General features: G+C 36.0%; 15 protein-coding genes. 9 read left to right on the top strand and 6 right to left on the bottom strand.

Annotated features, from left to right (window positions below; genetic code table 11):
* Positions 1-91 precede the first annotated feature (91 nt).
* The 4 genes from purB to DHU68_RS11750 all read left to right on the top strand — a co-directional run bounded on the left by purB (position 92) and on the right by DHU68_RS11750 (position 5,787).
* Positions 92-1,435: an adenylosuccinate lyase gene (gene purB / locus DHU68_RS11735; protein ID WP_108823180.1), complete on the top strand. Its 1,344-nt coding sequence runs from the start codon at positions 92-94 to the stop codon at positions 1,433-1,435.
* A 60-nt stretch (positions 1,436-1,495) separates the two neighbouring features.
* Positions 1,496-2,854, top strand: a complete 1,359-nt coding sequence (locus tag DHU68_RS11740) for a pseudouridine synthase (RefSeq protein ID WP_108823181.1) — start codon at positions 1,496-1,498, stop codon at positions 2,852-2,854.
* Positions 2,855-2,928: 74 nt separating this feature from the next.
* Entirely contained in the window at positions 2,929-4,326 is a 1,398-nt protein-coding gene (asnS, locus tag DHU68_RS11745) for an asparagine--tRNA ligase (RefSeq protein ID WP_108823182.1), read from the top strand.
* A 93-nt stretch (positions 4,327-4,419) separates the two neighbouring features.
* Positions 4,420-5,787 carry a DUF6056 family protein gene (locus tag DHU68_RS11750; RefSeq protein ID WP_255412495.1) on the top strand — a complete coding sequence of 456 codons (1,368 nt, stop codon included), beginning with the start codon at positions 4,420-4,422 and terminating at the stop codon, positions 5,785-5,787.
* A gap of 8 nt (positions 5,788-5,795) precedes the next feature.
* Here the strand turns inward: DHU68_RS11750 and DHU68_RS11755 are convergent, their stop codons facing one another.
* The 5 genes from DHU68_RS11755 to DHU68_RS11775 all read right to left on the bottom strand — a co-directional run bounded on the left by DHU68_RS11755 (position 5,796) and on the right by DHU68_RS11775 (position 11,790).
* Complete coding sequence (locus DHU68_RS11755) at positions 5,796-6,443, bottom strand: LysE family translocator (RefSeq protein ID WP_108823183.1); 648 nt, start codon at positions 6,441-6,443, stop codon at positions 5,796-5,798.
* Between the two features lie 171 nt (positions 6,444-6,614).
* Positions 6,615-8,903, bottom strand: coding sequence for a TonB-dependent receptor (locus DHU68_RS11760; RefSeq protein WP_108823184.1), 2,289 nt, complete (start codon positions 8,901-8,903; stop codon positions 6,615-6,617).
* Positions 8,904-9,117: 214 nt separating this feature from the next.
* Entirely contained in the window at positions 9,118-9,498 is a 381-nt protein-coding gene (locus DHU68_RS11765) for a hypothetical protein (RefSeq protein WP_108823185.1), read from the bottom strand.
* Positions 9,499-9,507: 9 nt separating this feature from the next.
* Positions 9,508-10,887, bottom strand: coding sequence for a DUF4270 domain-containing protein (locus tag DHU68_RS11770; protein ID WP_108823186.1), 1,380 nt, complete (start codon positions 10,885-10,887; stop codon positions 9,508-9,510).
* 96 nt (positions 10,888-10,983) lie between these two features.
* Entirely contained in the window at positions 10,984-11,790 is an 807-nt protein-coding gene (locus tag DHU68_RS11775; RefSeq protein ID WP_108823187.1) for a glycogen/starch synthase, read from the bottom strand.
* 228 nt (positions 11,791-12,018) lie between these two features.
* On the opposite strand from DHU68_RS11775, the gene panC reads away from it, so the two are divergent.
* From panC to DHU68_RS11790, 3 genes are all read left to right on the top strand, one after another.
* Positions 12,019-12,867 (top strand): pantoate--beta-alanine ligase, encoded by an 849-nt coding sequence (gene panC, locus DHU68_RS11780; RefSeq protein WP_108823188.1) that lies wholly within the window; start codon positions 12,019-12,021, stop codon positions 12,865-12,867.
* A gap of 24 nt (positions 12,868-12,891) precedes the next feature.
* Positions 12,892-13,242, top strand: coding sequence for an aspartate 1-decarboxylase (gene panD, locus DHU68_RS11785; RefSeq protein WP_108823189.1), 351 nt, complete (start codon positions 12,892-12,894; stop codon positions 13,240-13,242).
* Positions 13,243-13,303: 61 nt separating this feature from the next.
* A complete protein-coding gene (locus tag DHU68_RS11790) occupies positions 13,304-14,629 on the top strand; it encodes an MATE family efflux transporter (RefSeq protein ID WP_185117511.1) in 1,326 nt (441 codons plus the stop codon).
* Between the two features lie 98 nt (positions 14,630-14,727).
* On the opposite strand, the gene DHU68_RS11795 is transcribed toward DHU68_RS11790, so the two are convergent.
* Positions 14,728-15,441, bottom strand: coding sequence for a tRNA1(Val) (adenine(37)-N6)-methyltransferase (locus DHU68_RS11795; RefSeq protein WP_108823190.1), 714 nt, complete (start codon positions 15,439-15,441; stop codon positions 14,728-14,730).
* A 155-nt stretch (positions 15,442-15,596) separates the two neighbouring features.
* On the opposite strand from DHU68_RS11795, the gene lon reads away from it, so the two are divergent.
* Complete coding sequence (gene lon / locus DHU68_RS11800; protein ID WP_108823191.1) at positions 15,597-18,077, top strand: endopeptidase La; 2,481 nt, start codon at positions 15,597-15,599, stop codon at positions 18,075-18,077.
* A gap of 76 nt (positions 18,078-18,153) precedes the next feature.
* Complete coding sequence (locus DHU68_RS11805) at positions 18,154-18,681, top strand: DUF4199 domain-containing protein (protein ID WP_108823192.1); 528 nt, start codon at positions 18,154-18,156, stop codon at positions 18,679-18,681.
* Positions 18,682-18,683: the final 2 nt, after the last annotated feature.

Consider the following 18,683-nt stretch of genomic DNA (forward strand, 5'->3'; position numbering starts at 1 on the left):
TTGTATCTTTGCAGTCTAAAGATGAGTAAATAGTGATATTGAAAATATAGTAGTATTTGAAAATATAAAAACACAAAATTTCTAGCAATAAATGATTTTGACTCCATTAACATCTATTTCACCTATAGATGGACGTTATCGCAGTAAGACTGAAAAATTAGCGGATTATTTTTCTGAGTATGCATTGATTAAATATCGTGTGTTAGTTGAAGTAGAGTATTTTATCGCTTTATGTGAATTGCCTTTGCCTCAATTGAACGACATAGATCAATCTGTATTTCCTAAATTACAGAAAATTGTAGAGAACTTTTCGGAAGCTGATGCTCTAAAAATAAAGGAAACAGAAAAAGTGACAAATCATGACGTAAAAGCTGTTGAATATTTTGTGAAAGAAAAATTCGATGAGCTTGGTCTAGAAAAATATAAAGAGTTTATCCATTTCGGATTAACTTCTCAGGACATAAATAACACATCGATTCCTCTTTCTCTGAAAGATGCACTGAATGAGGTGTATTATCCAATGTTAGAAGAATTGATAGCTAAGCTTAAGGCGTATGCCGAAGAATGGAAAGATATTGCAATGTTGGCAAAAACACACGGACAACCGGCTTCTCCTACTCGTTTGGGTAAAGAAATTATGGTGTTCGTTAGCCGCCTTGAAGGGCAATTGCAATTGTTGAAATCAACTCCAATATCAGCAAAATTTGGAGGAGCTACAGGGAATTACAATGCTCATAATGTAGCTTATCCTTCATATAACTGGAGAGATTTTGGAAATAAATTTGTGTCCGAAAAATTAGGACTTGTAAGAGAAGAGTGGACTACTCAAATATCGAACTATGATAATTTAGCAGCGGTATTTGATGCGCTAAAACGTATTGATACGATAATGATTGACCTGAACAGAGACTTCTGGCAATACATATCGATGGAATATTTTAAACAAAAAATTAAAGCAGGCGAAATCGGATCATCGGCCATGCCTCATAAGGTAAATCCGATAGATTTCGAAAATGCTGAAGGAAATCTTGGAATAGCAAATGCAATATTGGAGCATTTATCATCTAAGCTACCAATCTCTCGTTTACAGCGAGATTTGACGGATTCAACCGTGTTGCGTAACGTAGGTGTACCAATGGGACATATTGTGATAGCAATTCAAAGTACACTAAAAGGGTTAGATAAATTATTGTTAAACAAGGAGGCATTATTTAATGATTTAGAAAACTGTTGGCCTGTTGTTGCAGAAGGAATTCAAACTATTTTGCGTCGCGAAGGGTATCCAAAACCTTATGAAGCATTAAAAGAATTGACTAGAACGAATGAAGCGATAACGGCAGAGTCGATAGCGAACTTTATAGAAGGATTAAATGTTAGTGATGCCGTGAAAAACGAGTTAAAGCTTATTACACCACATTCATATACAGGTGTGTAAGTAGTAACCGTGAGGTTATTAAATAAATCAATTTAGATTTTACTTTTAAACAAAGAAAAAATGGTGACAGAAAACGGAAATGAAAAAGAAAACCGAGATGGCAACTCTTCTTCAGAGAACAAAGCAGATGGAGGCGTAAAGAAAAAACGTGCACGTGTAGGAGACTTACGTAAACAGACTTTTGACACAGATCGCTCAGCGAATGAGAGAAACCCATACAGAAGTAGTGGAGGAGACAGACAAAGTGATTCTTCTTACGGGCCTTCGAGGTCTTATGACAGAGGAGACGATAGTGAACGAAGACCTTCATACGGAAACTCTGGGAATAGAGCTACAGGAGGAAGAAGTGATTATTCAGGAAATAGAAACGGAAACTCTTATGGAGAAAGAGGAGGGAATTCTTACTCATCCAATAATAATAGAGGTGGCGGCGGATACAATAATCGTCGTTCTTCCGAAGGAGGCTACAATAGGAGTGGAGGATATGATAATCGTCGCTCTTCTGAAGGAGGTTACAATAGAAGCGGTGGATATGATAATCGTCGCTCTTCTGAAGGAGGTTACAATAGAAGCGGTGGATATGATAATCGTCGTTCTTCTGAAGGTGGCTATAATAAAGGTGGTGGATCTCAAAGATCTGGAGCTAGTGGCGTAAAGCGATTGGTGAAACCTGTAAAGTATAAAGAAAATATAGACCCAAGTACACCGCTAAGATTGAATAAATATTTAGCGAATGCAGGTGTATGTTCTCGTAGAGAAGCGGATACATATATAACTTCAGGTGTAGTTAAAGTGAATGGTGTAGTGGTTAATGAACTAGGAGCCAAAGTGACGAGAGGTGACTTGGTGACTTTTAACGATCAACCGGTACGTTTGGAAAGCAAAGTTTATGTATTGCTTAACAAACCTAAAAATTGTGTAACAACATCAGATGATCCTCAAAACAGATTAACAGTGATGGACTTAGTGAAAAATGCTTGTCCAGAGCGTATTTATCCAGTAGGACGTCTTGATAGAAATACAACTGGTGTACTTTTGCTTACAAATGATGGAGACTTAGCTTCAAAACTGATGCATCCTAAATTTAAGAAGAAAAAAATATACCAAGTAACATTAGATCGTGATGTGGCAATTGAAGACATGCAGGCTATTGCCGATGGTATAGAGTTAGACGATGGAGAAATACATGCCGATTCAATTGCATATCAGTCAGAAGACGAATTGAATGTGATCGGTATTGAGATCCACTCAGGACGTAATCGTATTGTACGTCGTATTTTTGAGAAACTGGGTTATCAGGTAATGAAATTAGATCGTGTCTATTTTGCCGGACTTACTAAAAAGAATGTCCTTAGAGGTAAATGGCGCTATCTGACAGAAAAAGAAGTTAACATGCTTCGTATGGGAGCATTTGAATAAGAATATAAATTACAATTATGGACTATATCTAAAAAAGATATAGTTCATAATTTTTGCTTATAATTGAAAAACCAATGGAAAGTATTCGTAGAACGAAAATTGTAGATTTATTTAAAGAGCCTGAATTTGGGGCTACAGTAGATGTAAAAGGATGGGTGCGTACTATTCGAGGTAATAAATATGTGAATTTTATTCATTTGAATGATGGCTCGACAATCCATAATATGCAGATCGTAGCAGATGTAGCAAAGTTTGGTGAAGAATTTTTTAAACCTATCTCTACCGGAGCATGTATTCATGTTGTTGGAACATTGGTTGAGTCGCAAGGAAAAGGACAAAATGCAGAAATACAGGCTGATGCAATAGAAGTGTATGGTACTGCTGATCCGGCTACATATCCTTTGCAAAAGAAAGGACACTCTCTTGAGTTTTTGAGAGAAATAGCCTATTTGCGTCCTCGCACAAATACATTTGGTGCAATTTTCCGCATACGTCATCATATGTCATATGCTATCCATAAGTATTTTAATGATAAAGGATTTTTCTATTTCCACACGCCAATCATAACAGGATCTGATGCTGAGGGTGCTGGTTCTATGTTTCAGGTGACTACTTTGGATGTCAATAATGTGCCTCGTATTGAAGATGGAAAAGTGGACTATTCGGAAGATTTCTTCGGAGCTCAAACTAACTTGACTGTATCGGGTCAATTGGAGGGTGAATTAGGAGCAATGGCTTTAGGCGCTATTTATACTTTTGGACCTACATTCAGAGCCGAAAATTCAAATACTCCTCGTCACCTTGCTGAATTCTGGATGATAGAACCGGAAGTCGCTTTCAACGATAATAATGACAATATGGATTTGGCTGAGGACTTCTTGAAGTACCTTATCCGTTATGCACTAGAATATTGTAAGGATGATATCGGATTCTTGAACGAGCACTTCGATAAAGAACTGATAGATCGTCTTAACTTTGTTATTGCAAATGACTTTGTTCGTTTGACTTATACCGAAGGTGTAGAAATATTAGAAAAGAGCGGACATAAGTTTGAATTCCCTGTGTATTGGGGTGCTGATTTACAGTCTGAACACGAACGTTATTTAGTTGAAAAACACTTCAAGCGTCCGGTAATATTGACAGACTATCCTAAAGAAATCAAATCTTTCTACATGAAGCAGAATGAAGACGGAAAGACTGTAAGAGGAATGGATGTCTTATTCCCTAAAATTGGAGAGATTATTGGAGGTTCAGAGCGTGAAGTCGATTATGATAAATTGGTACAACGTACTAAAGAGCTGAATATGAATACAGATCCAATCTGGTGGTATCTTGATACCCGCAAGTTTGGAACAGCTCCACATTCTGGTTTTGGTCTTGGTTTTGAGCGTTTGATCCTATTTATTACAGGTATGGCTAATATACGAGATGTGATACCTTTTCCTCGTACACCGAATAATGCAGAGTTTTAATTAACTGAAAAATAATAGGGAAGCAGCAGGTATACTTGCTGCTTCTCTTTTTTTACTACTTTTGTAAAAATAAGCAATATCATATTCTTTAATATGTTTGAATGCATTACTAAGTCTGCGAAAGCAATATTTTATAAAATAGATTCATATAGCGATGCTGTAAGGTCGAATAGAAAGTTGTATGCTATCCTTTGGATAGGTGTTATTCTAGTAAGCTTCGCTGTAGTCTTGTTCCTGAATATATCTACACCTCTGATTTCTGATGATATTACCTATCTCTATATATATGGAGAAACCGGGGAAATAACTTCTGTATCAGATATTATTCAATCTCAAAAAAATCATTATTATCTATGGGGTGGACGTAGTGTTGTCCATTTTATAGCTCAGCTATTGTTGCTGCTTCCATCTTATTTAGCCGATATACTGAATGCTACTGTCTATATTTTATTCATAAGCTTAATTTATTGGCATTGTAAAGGGAGAGGTAAAGCAAGCTTATCATTATTTGTCCTAATTGGTCTGGCTGTATGGTTTCTGCAACCAGTTTTTGGAGATACGGCATTATGGATCACAGGATCAGCTAATTACTTGTGGGGTACTACTTTTGTGTTATTGTTTTTATTACCCTATCGTATGTATAACGGCGATAGTAAAAGTCAATTAATAACACTTTTTTATTGCACAGCCATTCTTTTATGGGGGATAATAGCCGGATGGACAAATGAAAATACAGCTGGCGCAATGGTTTTAATAGCTTTACTTTTCTTCTATTATTATAGAAAACAAGGGTGGAGTATTCCTTTATGGGCAATAAGTGGAATTGTAGGTGGTTTGATCGGGTTTTTAGTAATGATACTTGCTCCGGGAAATTTTGAGAGGGCAGGAGAGGCTTCCTCTTTGAACCTATATGTGTTTGGATACCGCCTGTTTAATTATACTCTAACCTTTTTCTATTATGGGGGAGCAGCAATACTGTTAGCTGCTGTAATGCTTGTACTTTATAATCATTTTTATAAAAAGGGATCTAGACGAGCTTCTGTTCTTAGTCTTTCACTTATATATTATATTGCAGCAATTGCTGCTGTTTATGCGATGTTGTTGTCTCCAACTTTTCCTCGTAGAGCTTTGTTTGGGGTTATAACATTTCTTATTATAGGTGCGGGTATCTTATACTATAATCTAAATTTTAAGGAGACGCTGGTGAGACAATTGCGTGCTTTGTTTTTACTTATAGGCCTCATTAGTTTTGTTTTTACTTTCTATCTAGCTTCTAAAGAAATAATTGCTTATCAACATATTGTAGTAGAAAGAGAGGCGCGTATTGAACAAGCTAAGCGGGATGGTATAAGTTCTTGCGAGTTTGACAGGTTCGATGGAGGAATTTATATTCATGGAGAAGACCCGTATTCGGCTAAAGCTATGAGTTCGTTTTATGGAATAGAGATAGAACTTAAATAGTTTTTACTTTAGAAGATATTTATTCCCATCAGGCTTCCAGTAATGATTCCCGCTATTCCTAGCGAAATAAGTAGGGCGCCAATAATTTTATTGAAAATCTTCAATCCTCTTACATTGAATTTATTTCTTAGTTTGTTAACTATATAAGTGATTAGAAGCCACCATAGAAGAGCTCCTACTCCAATAAATAGAACAGAAAGAAGATCGTAGCCAAATGGTTTGGTAGAGTCGATGACGTTGAATCGGGCGAATAATGCAATGTAAAGGAATAAAGTAGCGATGTTGGATATTGTAAGGAGAAGAGAAGAAACAAAGACTGTCCAGTATGAACTAGAATTTTCTTTTAGCTTCTTCAGGTTTTTGGATGGGTTTTTATTAAATACTACATATCCGAATACGATAAGGACAATACTCCCTATTACCTTAAGTGGACCTTCGTGTTGTTGTATAAATTCGGTACTAAAACCTAACCCTAGTGCAGCAATAATCGCCAGTAATGCGATAATCATATCGCCGGCAACTGCTCCAAGGCCAGTTATTAGTCCATTTCTTTTTCCGTCATTTAATGTTCGTTGAATACAGAGCATTCCTACCGGTCCCATAGGTGCCGAAGATAAAAACCCAATAAACAAACCAGTTATAATGATACTAACCATTAATAAAATATTTCGGCAACCAATTTTTATGAATAAAAATTAGGGAGTGTAGCCCTGAACAAGTTGCCTATTATTGCAAAGATACGACCAAAATATTTAATATGTATCTTTTTTAATATTAAAACCAAGGTCTTTCTAGTCCCTACAAGATAAGTAAGACCTTGTATAATGTTATATGGAGCTTATTTTCAGTCCTATAAAAAATGTTCTGGGTAAGGAGGGACCATAAATATATTCTGAGTCTCTATTTGCCCCTCTGTCATAATCTTTTTGAATCTGATTAAAAATATTTTGGACGCCTCCATTTATCTCAATTTTGTTTGATGAATTTATGTTGAAGAAATAAGATAATTTTAGTGTTGTATCTAGAAAGCTTTTTGTTTTAACTGTAACATCTTTCGTAATGTTCTCTGCTCCCGCAAAATGAGGAACTAACATAGATCCCGTGTATACATTTGATAGAGATATAGAATATTTTTCGTTTGGTGTGGCTGTTGCTGATAGAAAACCATAAGTGTTAGGAGAGCGGAGCATTCTTTTCTCTGGTTTAATATAGGCCTCTGCCGACCATTTCACAGCTTCCTTATATTGGCTTTTCTGCCAGGTAAAACCTCCTTGTATCTCTATCCAGTCGATAGGTTGTATCGTTGTTTCTAGATTTATACCATATACATATGCTCCTTTACCATTTTTGCGAGTCATTATTATATTCCCATATGAATCCTCTCCACTTTCTTCTGTAATAAAAGCTCTATTGATTCTTGTGTAAAACCCTTCTATAAGGAAATAAGAGTAGATATTTTCATTGTAAAAACTATAGTCTATTCCTCCATTTATCGAGTTTGAGAGTTCCCGTTTTAATCCTTTTCCTAATTCAGTGAGTGTTGCTTTCCCGTCAATAACCGGGATATCTAAATCTGCTGCTATAATTTCAGGGGCTCTGTATCCCATCGAGTAGGCGGCTCTAAGATTCATATTTTCTCCTATTCTGTATCTAATACTACTTCTAGGAATAATGTTGATATTCTTTAATTTGTTATGTTTATCTCCTCTTAATCCAACGATGAACGATAGGTTGTCGTCTCTCCATTCATTTTGTATATACAAGCTACTTACGCTTATCTTTTGTTTTATACTTCTGTTGTGAATAGAGTCTTCTAGGTTGGTATAATCTTGAGAAAGTCCAAATGTTAGTTTAGCGGGCATGAACAATAGTTTATCCATGTTTATTTCATATCTAGCAGTTCCGGCAAAGGAAATCTCGGAGGTGTTCCCATATCCGTTTAAGTCCATACCTGCTCCGTAGTAACTATCCCTTCCTGTATTCTGTGCAGAAATATTAATAGTTAATTTCTGCTTGTTGTCGTTACTGAAGTGTGTATAACCAGCGCTTCCCGAATGAATCTTATAATCAGTAGTTTCTGCTATCATTGCCTCGTGTGGAGGGCGTTTCATGTTGTCCCCACCTCGTCTGTATTCCGAAATATAATGGTATTCTAAGGACAATTTATCCTTTACGCTAGGTTTTGTGTATGCTCTGAAACCGACAGAGGAAGCTCTATTTTTACCTATTTCGGAAAAACCATCATCGTTTGCATCCCATGGATTGCGATTCCGTATATTGCCGAATAGGGAAACTCCAGACTTTTTTTCTTTATCTACGAAAGAAGTGTTTAACGAAATTATATTGTCAGCAGATTCTCCATCAATTAAAGATAAATTATATTTTAATTGGTAAGAATTCTCTTCCGGCTCTTTTGTTATAATATTGACGATACCCCCGATTGCGTTTGCCCCGTATAAAACAGATCCTCCTCCTCTGACTACTTCTACCTGCTCTATCATGTTTGTCGGAAGTTGCTCTAAACCATACATCTTAGACAGAGATGTGAATACAGGTAGCCCATCGATTAATATTTGTGAGTATTGCCCCTCTAGTCCATTGATCCGAAGCTCTTGTGTGCCACAATTTTGACAATTTGTTTCCACTCTCAATCCCGGCATGTAGTTAAGCCCTTGTGCTAAGGAGTTTGAATTGGTCGCCTCGAAAGTTTTAGTTGTCAATTGGTTGACTACAATAGGAGACATCTTTCTGTTTAAATCTCTAGCTGAGCTTGTTATTAGAATTTCACTTAAGAGATGTTCTTGTGGACTTATTGATAGGTTTATTCTATCTGGCTGATTGAAGCCAACTGTTATTTCTTGCTCTGTTACCTTATATCCGATGTACTGGGTTTTGATTGTATATGTTCCAAAAGGAATATTTTTTAATTCAAAATCTCCATTTTCATCAGTGGTTGTAACATATTCGTTTTCTCCTATTAGGACGATAACGCCGGCAAGAAGTTCTTTTGTTCCCTTATCTGTAATTTGCCCTCTTAATGTGAGTTTTTGAGGATCGTTTGCGGATGCTCCTATGAAGCATAATATATAGAATGATAAAATAATAATCTTTTTCATGTGTGATAATATTTAATAATTTAATAATTCCTATGATTCCCAAGTTATTATCAAGCAGAAGAAGTTTATTGATATAATCTTATCTGTTGATAAAACGCTAAGTTGGAATCAAATAGGGTTTTCTTTTATGTATACAATTTCTCCTTATGATATTAAGTATACATTTAGATGTGCTCAGTTCTAGGCTAAGCCTAAGTCTGAGGATAAAATATTATTATATGAAAAAGAAAGGAGGGGCTCGATGTTGCGATGTACAAATAACAGGTCTAATGATATCCTGTAGATAGAGCTGTTCCGTAAACGTAGAGATGATAGGTGAGTTATTACCTACCACATATGTTTTAGTGGCTTCTAATGAACCTATGTTTGAAAGTTGGTTCAGGGTGAAGAATGTAGATGCAGTATGCTCATGAGTGTCAAAAGGAGAGCGCTTGCTTTCGTTTTTATCTTTTGCCCAATTTTTATAGGGGTGAGAGTGTATATATACAATCCCATTATAAATATGTGTATGCGTAAAAAGAGAAACACAGCTAAAATATCCTACATATAGCAGCAGGAGTATTTTAGCTGTGTTTTGAATCCTTTTCGCAGACATTGCTTTCGCTTATTCAGTCTTATTTTTATTGTTGTATTTACTGTATATAACAGCCATTTTCATATTTCCCGGATCGGTTCTGAATATAGTTGATGTCGGATACATTTGGTTGTAAATACCTGTTAATACAGATTGGTTGTTAACTGTAGTATATGACGTGCTTACAGGGATTATTAAATAGTTCAGATCAGGAATTTCTTCCTTGTCTCTATAATAATCTGCATAATGATTTATAATCGTTGAAATATTTCCGAAGTCATAAGAGTTCGTTGAAGATCTTGTGATAACAAAGCTGGTTTTATTATCCGGTTTCTTTTTGTTGTAAAAGAAATTTGTCAGAGAGTCTTTATTAACGAGCAGCAAGCTAGAAGCTCTACCTAATCCTGATTTCTCTTCTTCTTCAGTAAAACCGATCATCTTGAAGTTAGCTGCATTTATCGTATGGTCTTTACCATATTCTTTATCTCCTTTTTCTACGATCGATTTTAATGGAATTGTAATCTCAGTATATACTCCGGCTGGAGTCTTTAAATATGTTTTTGTCTCATTGTGATCGTATAATTCTTCTGGAATATCATTCTTTATATGATTCATTTGAACAACCTCATTGGTTATAGGAAGCTTGAATGTTGAGAAAACAACAGAGTCGGCAGTATTGGCTACGTTTCTTACGAAATTACGGTAGTGTATGACTATCTCAGTAGAATTGGTATTGATAAGTGTACCGGATCCAAAGTTAGTTGTTATGTATAATCCTTTAAAGAATTTGTTGAAATCCTCTTGACTCTTAAATGTGCTTGGGTTTGTTTTCCATTCGTTGTAGAAACTATTAGCTAGTTCCATGTCTAGTTTAGTCTTAATGTATCTATATCTAACAGAGCTAACTGTTGAGTCAGGAAGATCTTGTATAGAAAATACCTTTTGACCATACAAAATAGGATTATCTCCAATATATTTTTGAGGGTCAACACTCGTAAAGAAAAAAGCTTTCAGTGGATTCTTTATTCCATATACAGACATTCCCACTGGAGCAACAGAGTCTCCTGTGAAATAAATAAATTCCGTTTTTAGATATATCGAGTCAATAGAAAAGGTCCCGTCTTCAAATTTGATATTTTCAGGACAGTAAAATTCACTCATGTAGTCAGATTTTACTTTTCCGAAAACAGGATCTATGTATTCTCCTAGTAGTCCGAATACTGTACGAGAGTAAATAGAGTCCTTGAATGATACAGTTTTGGCTGTTACAAAAACGGTATCTGTACCTATAAATATCTTATCACCATCAGGCTGTATACTGTTTCCTATTTGATTAAGGTCGTCATCACAGGCTGTTAACGCGATTGTCAAAATGGCAATTGCCTGAATCAATAATGTTTTAATTTTCATTCAAATTTGATGTTAAACTAATTTGGGCTCAAATATCTAAAAAAATGCTGTTCTCTAGAAATTAAACAGCATTTTTCTTCTTTTATTTTAGATACTTTAAAGATTCTCGTAAAAATTATTGATAGCATCCACAGATTCTTCTACATTTCCTTGATAAGGAAGGAAGTTTTTGCCTGATTTTTTAGCAAAGTCCAAAATATTGCTATTTGTATTTTGTTCACTCTGTATAACTCCATCTGCGTACTTGATTGCAAAGTTGGAGAGAGTTTCGTAGTTGATAGCTCCTTTTAAGTCTGCAACATCTTTACTTTGAATACCATTCGATATGAGCTTTTCGGCAAAATTATCATTGAATGGCTGTTTGAAGTCGTCATTGTATAAGGAATACACCACTTTCGAGTTCTTAAAACAAGGGTCATCAGCATATGCCTTCTTGATGTACAGTCCGGTTAAGGCTGTCATCCATCCGTGGCAATCAATGATATCTGGGATCCAACGAAGTTTCTTTATTGTTTCAAGTACTCCTCTTACATAGAAAACACTACGTTCATCATTGTCTTCAAATTCAATGCCTTCATCGTTCGTTATAGTGTTTTTTCGTTTGAAATAATCATCGTTGTCTATGAAGTATATCTGCATGCGAGCAGCTTGTATCGAAGCTACTTTTATGATTAGGGGGTGGTCAGTATCGTTGATAATCAAATTCATTCCTGATAGACGTATTACTTCATGTAGTTGGTTACGTCTTTCGTTTATGCTGCCAAATTTAGGCATGAACGTTCTAATCTCTTGACCCTTTTCTTGGATTGCTTGTGGTAAATATCTGCAATTTGTAGCGATTGGTGACTCTGGTAAATAAGGAGTGATCTCCTGCGTGATGTATAAAATCTTCTTAGTGTCCATTTAATCTTTTCTTTTCCTCCAGCTTTTGATTTGAAATACAAAGATAATAAAAAAAAAACTTCTTTTTTGCAACATTTGCCTTACAAATCCACATAGAGAAAATGTGAAGCCCCTTTTCGCTTAGATATTTAACTTAATTTTCGCTGAATTGTTTAAATATAAATGGGGGTTTCTTTCGCCATTCCATAATTATTTATTTGCTTTGTATCCTCTTTCTTAATAGATATAATGAACTTAATAAAGACAGTCAAGGAATTACAAGAGATTTTGATCTCCTTGAAACAACAAGGGAAAACTATTGGTTTTGTGCCAACAATGGGCGCTTTGCATCAGGGACATTTCTCTTTGGTTAAGCAGTGCGTCAAAGATAACGACGTTTGTGTAGTTAGCATCTTTGTTAACCCAACGCAGTTTAATAATAAAGAAGACTTGGAAAAATACCCAAGGACTTTAGATAGAGATAGTAATAGTCTTGAAAAAGTAGGAGCGAATATTGTTTTTGCTCCGTCAGTAGAAGAAATCTACCCTGAACCAGATCAACGACAGTTCGATTTCGGGCAACTAGATAAAGTAATGGAAGGGGTACGTCGCCCAGGTCATTTCAATGGTGTTGCTCAGGTTGTTAGCCGTTTGTTCGATATTGTGAAGCCCGATAAGGCCTATTTTGGAGAAAAAGATTTTCAACAGTTGGCAATTATAAGAGAGATGGTGAAGCAGTTGGGTCTTCCTGTCCAAATCGTACCCATGCCTATTGTTCGAGAATCATCCGGACTGGCCATGAGTAGCCGTAACGAGCGATTAACTTCAGAACAAAAAGAAGCTGCTGTAAATATATCGAGAGTATTATTCGAAAGTCGCAATTGGATCGAAAAATTATCAGTGTCAGAGGTGATCGAGAAAGTTGGTAAGCTGATTAATGCCGTGCCAGAGTTAGAGATCGAGTATTGTGAAATAGTGGATGGTTATACTTTGCAGCCTATCAGCAATTGGACGGAGTCAAAGTATATTGTAGGATGCATCGCTGTATATTGTGGAGAGGTGCGATTAATTGATAATATAATTTATATAGCGAAATAGCTAAATTATTTAGATAAAGAAAATATGATAATAGAAGTTGTAAAATCAAAGTTGCATCGTGTAACGGTAACTGAAGCCAACTTAAATTATATAGGGAGTATTACTATTGACGAAGATTTGATGGATGCTGTAAACCTGATTGAAGGTGAAAAAGTACAAATCGTTAATAATAACAATGGAGAGCGTATCGAGACATATGTGATTAAAGGTGAGCGTGGTTCAGGTGCAATATGCCTGAATGGAGCAGCTGCCCGTAAAGTTCAACCCGGAGATATTGTTATTATTATGTCATATGCACAAATGGATTTTGAGGAGGCTAAAGTTTTCAAGCCATGGGTTGCTTTCCCTGATACTAAAACAAATAAACTAATTTAATAAGTTGGTTTTATCTTTTCTTGGATTTAATTGCTGCTCAGCTAAAAGCAAAATCTAATTTATGTATTCATATAAAGATATATGGAAAGTAAGTTTTCCTATTATGTTGGGATTGCTTGCTCAAAATGTAGTGCAGTTGACGGGTACTTTCTTTCTCAAATTTGTAGGAGGAGTTGAGCAAAGTGCTTCTGGGTTAGCAGGGATTTATTACATAGCCATTTTTACTATCTGCTTTGGCTTTAGTATCGGAGGACAGATAATTATTAGCCGCCGAAACGGAGAGAAGAAGTATGGCGAAATAGGAAGTATAGTAATCCAAGGGGCTCTGTTTCTTCAGTTATTTGCATTGGTGCTGTTTTTCCTTTCGTCTTTTTTGATGGAAAATGTTTTGTCGGGATTTATGAAATCCCCTGAAATATTTGCAGCTACAGAGAAATACCTTTCCTGGCGTATCTATGGATTCTTTTTTGCTGTTATAAATGTGATGTTTCGAGCATTCTATGTAGGTATTGCTAAGACAAAGGTGCTTACGTTTAATGCTGTGACCATGGCTTTGGTAAATATAATAGGAGATTATGTGCTGATTTTTGGGAACTTTGGATTTCCTAAAATGGGGATAGAAGGTGCTGCTATTGCCGCTGTGCTTTCAGAAGTGGCTTCAGTGTTGTTTTTCCTTATATACACCTTTATTACAGTAGATTTGAAGAAGTATGGTTTTGCTAAAATTAATTTTAGCCCTAAACTCATTAGCAGAATATTGAATATATCATCTTTTACGATGGTACAATATTTAATATCCATGTCTACATGGTTTATATTTTTTATGGCTATCGAACAGCATTCCGAAGATGCTTTGAAAATAACGAACTTGGTGAGAAGTTTTTATATGGTGTATTTTATACCGATGAATGCTTTAGCTACAACGGCGAATACATTAGTGGGTAATGCTATCGGAGCAGGTAATGCTAAAATGGTTTTGAAGTTGGTGCGGAAGATAGCTTTGTTGAACTTGGGGATTGTTGTTTTTATGGTGATAGCAACATTGATTTCACCTGAGTTTTGGATCTCATTTATTGCGCCACAAGATCAATTGTCTCTAGTAGCTGATACTGTAAGTCCGTTGATTGTGTTGCTCTTTTCTTTACCAATAACGTCTTTAAGTATAGTTGTTTTTAATGCTATCTCTGGGACGGGCAACACTAAAGTCGCTTTGATATTGGAAGTTATTACTCTTATCTTTTATGTCGGGGCAATGGTCTGGATTGTAATGTATAAACAGTTGTCCTTGTCTTGGTGTTGGACAGTAGAGTATTTCTATTGGGGACCATTGTTAATTATGTCTGTCGTTTATTTAACTAGGGCTAAGTGGCAGAATAAGATAATCTGATTTATAGGAAAATATAATATGCAAAGAGGGAGGGTGTAAATTCTTCCTCTTCTTTTTTTTGATTACTGAAATTTTAGAAGGCTGGGTATTATAACGAATTATAGCTTTAGATAATAATCTTTTACTAATTCTATAAAATCAGGAGAATATTTATGCCTTTCCAGTTCTACAACCAACTGTTTTGTTTCGATAGGGAATTCTTCTCTCGATAGTTCGATTAGGATGCGCTTTGGGCTGGAGGTAGGGGTGGGTAGAACTTCTGTAATTCTAGAGGGGAACAGATTATTTGTTCTGGTAATACTTAAAATAAGATCTTTGCTCTCGTGTGGGTAGATTAATGAAAGTCGTCCTTTATCCTTGAGTAAAGAAGATGATAGCTCTATTAACTCTTCAATAAACAAACTATCTGTGTGACGAGCTAGTGTTCTATTTTGTTTAGGAGACTTTAGTGATTGATTAAAAAAAGGAGGGTTTGAAACGATGAGATCATACTCTCTGCTTTTTAGCTTGGCGAAGTCTTGCAGAGATAGATTGTAGCAGTGAATTTGTGAATTAAAGGGGGAGCTATTCATATTCTCTGTCGCTTGTTTGATTGCATCATGATCTATGTCAATCGCATCTATATTGATGTCCCCATTTCGTTGCGCTAGCATTAATGAGATAAGACCTGTTCCTGTCCCAATGTCCAAGGCTGTTGATGCGGAATCAACTTTAGTCCAGGCTCCAAGTAGAACCCCATCGGTTCCCACTTTCATCGCACACTGATCATGATAAACCGTAAATTGCTTGAATTCGAAGTATGGATTCGGCATAGGATATATTGAGGGGATAAAAGTTTAGAGTTTGACTTGCTATTAAACTGGCACAAAATTTGTTATACATTTAGGCAAAGTTAGTTATTAATTCTGTATTTTTACAGCCCTTTTGGCTTAGGATATAGATTCAATAAGGAGAAAATATAAAAGATATGTTCAATAAGAAAAGAGATTTACTCGACATAGAAGAAGGCAATGAGCCTGTTATATCAATAATATCGAATGATTTCGATGATGGAGATTGCTATATTGATGAAAAGAACCTGAAAGAAGAATTAGCTATTCTTCCTTTACGCAATACAGTTATATTTCCAGGGACAAGTATGCCCATTTCTGTAGCAAGGGAGAAATCTATGAAGCTGATAAAGGCCGTAAACCGTCAAAAAGGAAAATATGTCGGGCTTGTCTGCCAAAAGGACGCAGCAAATGAAGATCCGGAATTGAAAGATTTATATCCAATGGGGGTTATTGCACAAATAATACGTGTTATAGAATTACCGGACGATCAAAATGTGACCGTTATCTTTCAAGGGAAACAACGGTTTGAACTGACAGAATTGACCCAAGAGGAGCCTTTCTTGAAAGGACGTTATAATATAAGGGAATCGGTGCCTATCCTAAAAACAGATACTGAATATAAAGCATTACTTGACTCTATCAGAGATCTGATGATTCAGATGTTGAGAATGTATGGCGAACCGCCTAAGGAATTTATTCAGCGTCTAAGGTCAGATGTAGTTTCATCTTTGCTGGTGAACTATTGTTGTGCCAACCTTCCTGTTCCAGGGGCAGATAAGCAAGCTCTGCTTGAGATTGATGATGAGAAAGAAAGAGCTTACCGCCTGTTGGTAATTCTTAATCGCGAGACACAAATGATGGAGATGAAATTAAATATCCAGATGAAAACTCGCGAGGAATTAAATCAACAGCAAAAAGAATATTTCTTGCAGCAGCAGTTGAAAACAATTCAGGAAGAGTTGGGAGGAAATCCTCAACAAGCCGATATTGATGAGTTTAAGCAGCGGGCAGCTAAAAAGAAATGGGGTAAGGATGTTGCTAAAGCTTTCGAAAAAGAGATTGCAAAATTGGAACGCTTACACCCACAATCTCCCGATTATTCGACTCAATATACATATATAGAAACATTGCTTGACTTACCATGGGGTGAATATACTAAGGATAATTTCAACCTGAAGAATGCTCAGCGTGTGCTTGATCAAGATCACTTCGGACTTGAAAAGGTAAAAGAACGTATTATCGAGCATTTGGCAGTTCTGAAGTTAAAAGGTGATTTAAAATCTCCAATTATCTGTTTGTATGGTCCTCCGGGAGTAGGTAAAACATCGTTAGGTAAATCCATAGCAAAGGCTCTGAACCGTAACTATGTAAGGGTATCCTTCGGAGGATTGCATGATGAGTCGGAAATACGAGGACACCGTCGTACGTATATAGGAGCAATGCCGGGACGTATTATTCAAAATATATTGAAGGCAGGTTCTTCAAATCCGGTGTTTGTCTTGGATGAGATTGATAAAATAGGAAATGATTTTAAAGGAGATCCGGCTTCCGCATTGTTAGAGGTTTTAGATCCTGAACAAAATTTTGCTTTCCACGATAATTACCTGAATGTTGACTACGACCTATCTAAAGTGATGTTTATTGCGACAGCAAACAATCAGTCTACAATATCTCAACCGTTGCTTGATCGTATGGAGCTGATCGATGTTAGTGGATATATTATTGAAGAAAAAGTTGAGATTGCTAAGCGTCACTTGATTCCGAAACAATTAGAAAATCATGGCTTGGCTAAGGATGTGATCAATATTCCAAAGAAGACAATAGAGAAAATAGTAGAAAACTATACGCGTGAATCTGGAGTTCGTGAACTGGATAAAAAGATTGCAAAATTGATGCGTAAGGTCGCTCGTAAAGTAGCTTCAGAAGAGGAGTATAAGAATACGATTGATCCATCAGACCTGCATGAATATCTTGGAGCAATAGAATATAATCGCGATCAGTATCAAGGTAACGATTATGCCGGGGTTGTTACTGGTTTAGCGTGGACTTCGGTTGGAGGAGAAATTCTTTTCATCGAAACATCTCTAAGCAAAGGTAAGGGAGGAAAACTTACTCTGACCGGAAATTTGGGTGATGTGATGAAGGAGTCTGCAATGCTGGCTCTGGAATATTTACATTCTCATTACGATACTTTAGGTATAGACGAGAAGGTTTTTGATAATTGGAATATCCATGTGCATGTGCCCGAAGGTGCTATCCCTAAGGATGGCCCATCTGCGGGAATTACAATGGTAACAGCAATGACCTCTGCGTTTACTCAACGTAAGGTTAGAGCAAATCTTGCGATGACGGGTGAAATTACATTAAGAGGGAAAGTGTTACCTGTAGGAGGTATAAGAGAGAAAATTTTAGCAGCTAAACGGGCAGGAATAAAAGAAATTATTCTTTGCAAGGAGAATAAAAAGGATATCGACGAAATTAAATCTTTATACTTGAAAGGATTGACTTTCCACTATGTGGAGGATATAAAAGAAGTGTTAGATATCGCTTTGTTGAAAGAAAAGGTTAAGCATCCTCTGGATTTAACCGTAAAAGAAGAAGTAAAGACTAATTGATAAAGTTGAAAAATAAGTGCAAGTCTGATGGCTTGCATTTATTTGTTTACAACAAAATTCTTAAATTTGTATCGCAATGACGAATAATATGGATTTGAATGTAAAAGACACCTCGCCGCTGAAGTATGCGATGCATTACGGAATTTTTCTGGGGATATTTTGGGCGATAAAATATTTGGTCTATATTGTTGTTGCTTACTGGGTTCATTTTATTTATTTATACTATTTAATGAATGTAGGAACATTTTTGCTTATCTACATTTTTTACATAAAATACATAAATGAGGATGTAAGTAAAATTAATAATAAAATAAGAGGTTTCCTTTTTGTCGTATTGCTCTGTTTTTTTGCATCCATATTTGAAGGAGGAATGATTTATTTCCATTTTCAGGTTTTAGACCCCTCTTATTATGCAACTAAAATTGAGCCAAGTCTTATAAAACTTATAGAATCATTCCCATATCCGCCAGATGTAAAAGCATCTGCTCTATCGATGGTCAGCAATAGTATTCTATATATAATTTCTACATTTTGTGGGAATATAATGTTAGGATTTATAATAGGTACACCAATGGCCTTGTTGGTGAAAAAAAATAATTCGTAGCT

It is taken from the genome of Dysgonomonas sp. Marseille-P4361 (assembly GCF_900343125.1).
GTDB lineage: Bacteria > Bacteroidota > Bacteroidia > Bacteroidales > Dysgonomonadaceae > Dysgonomonas.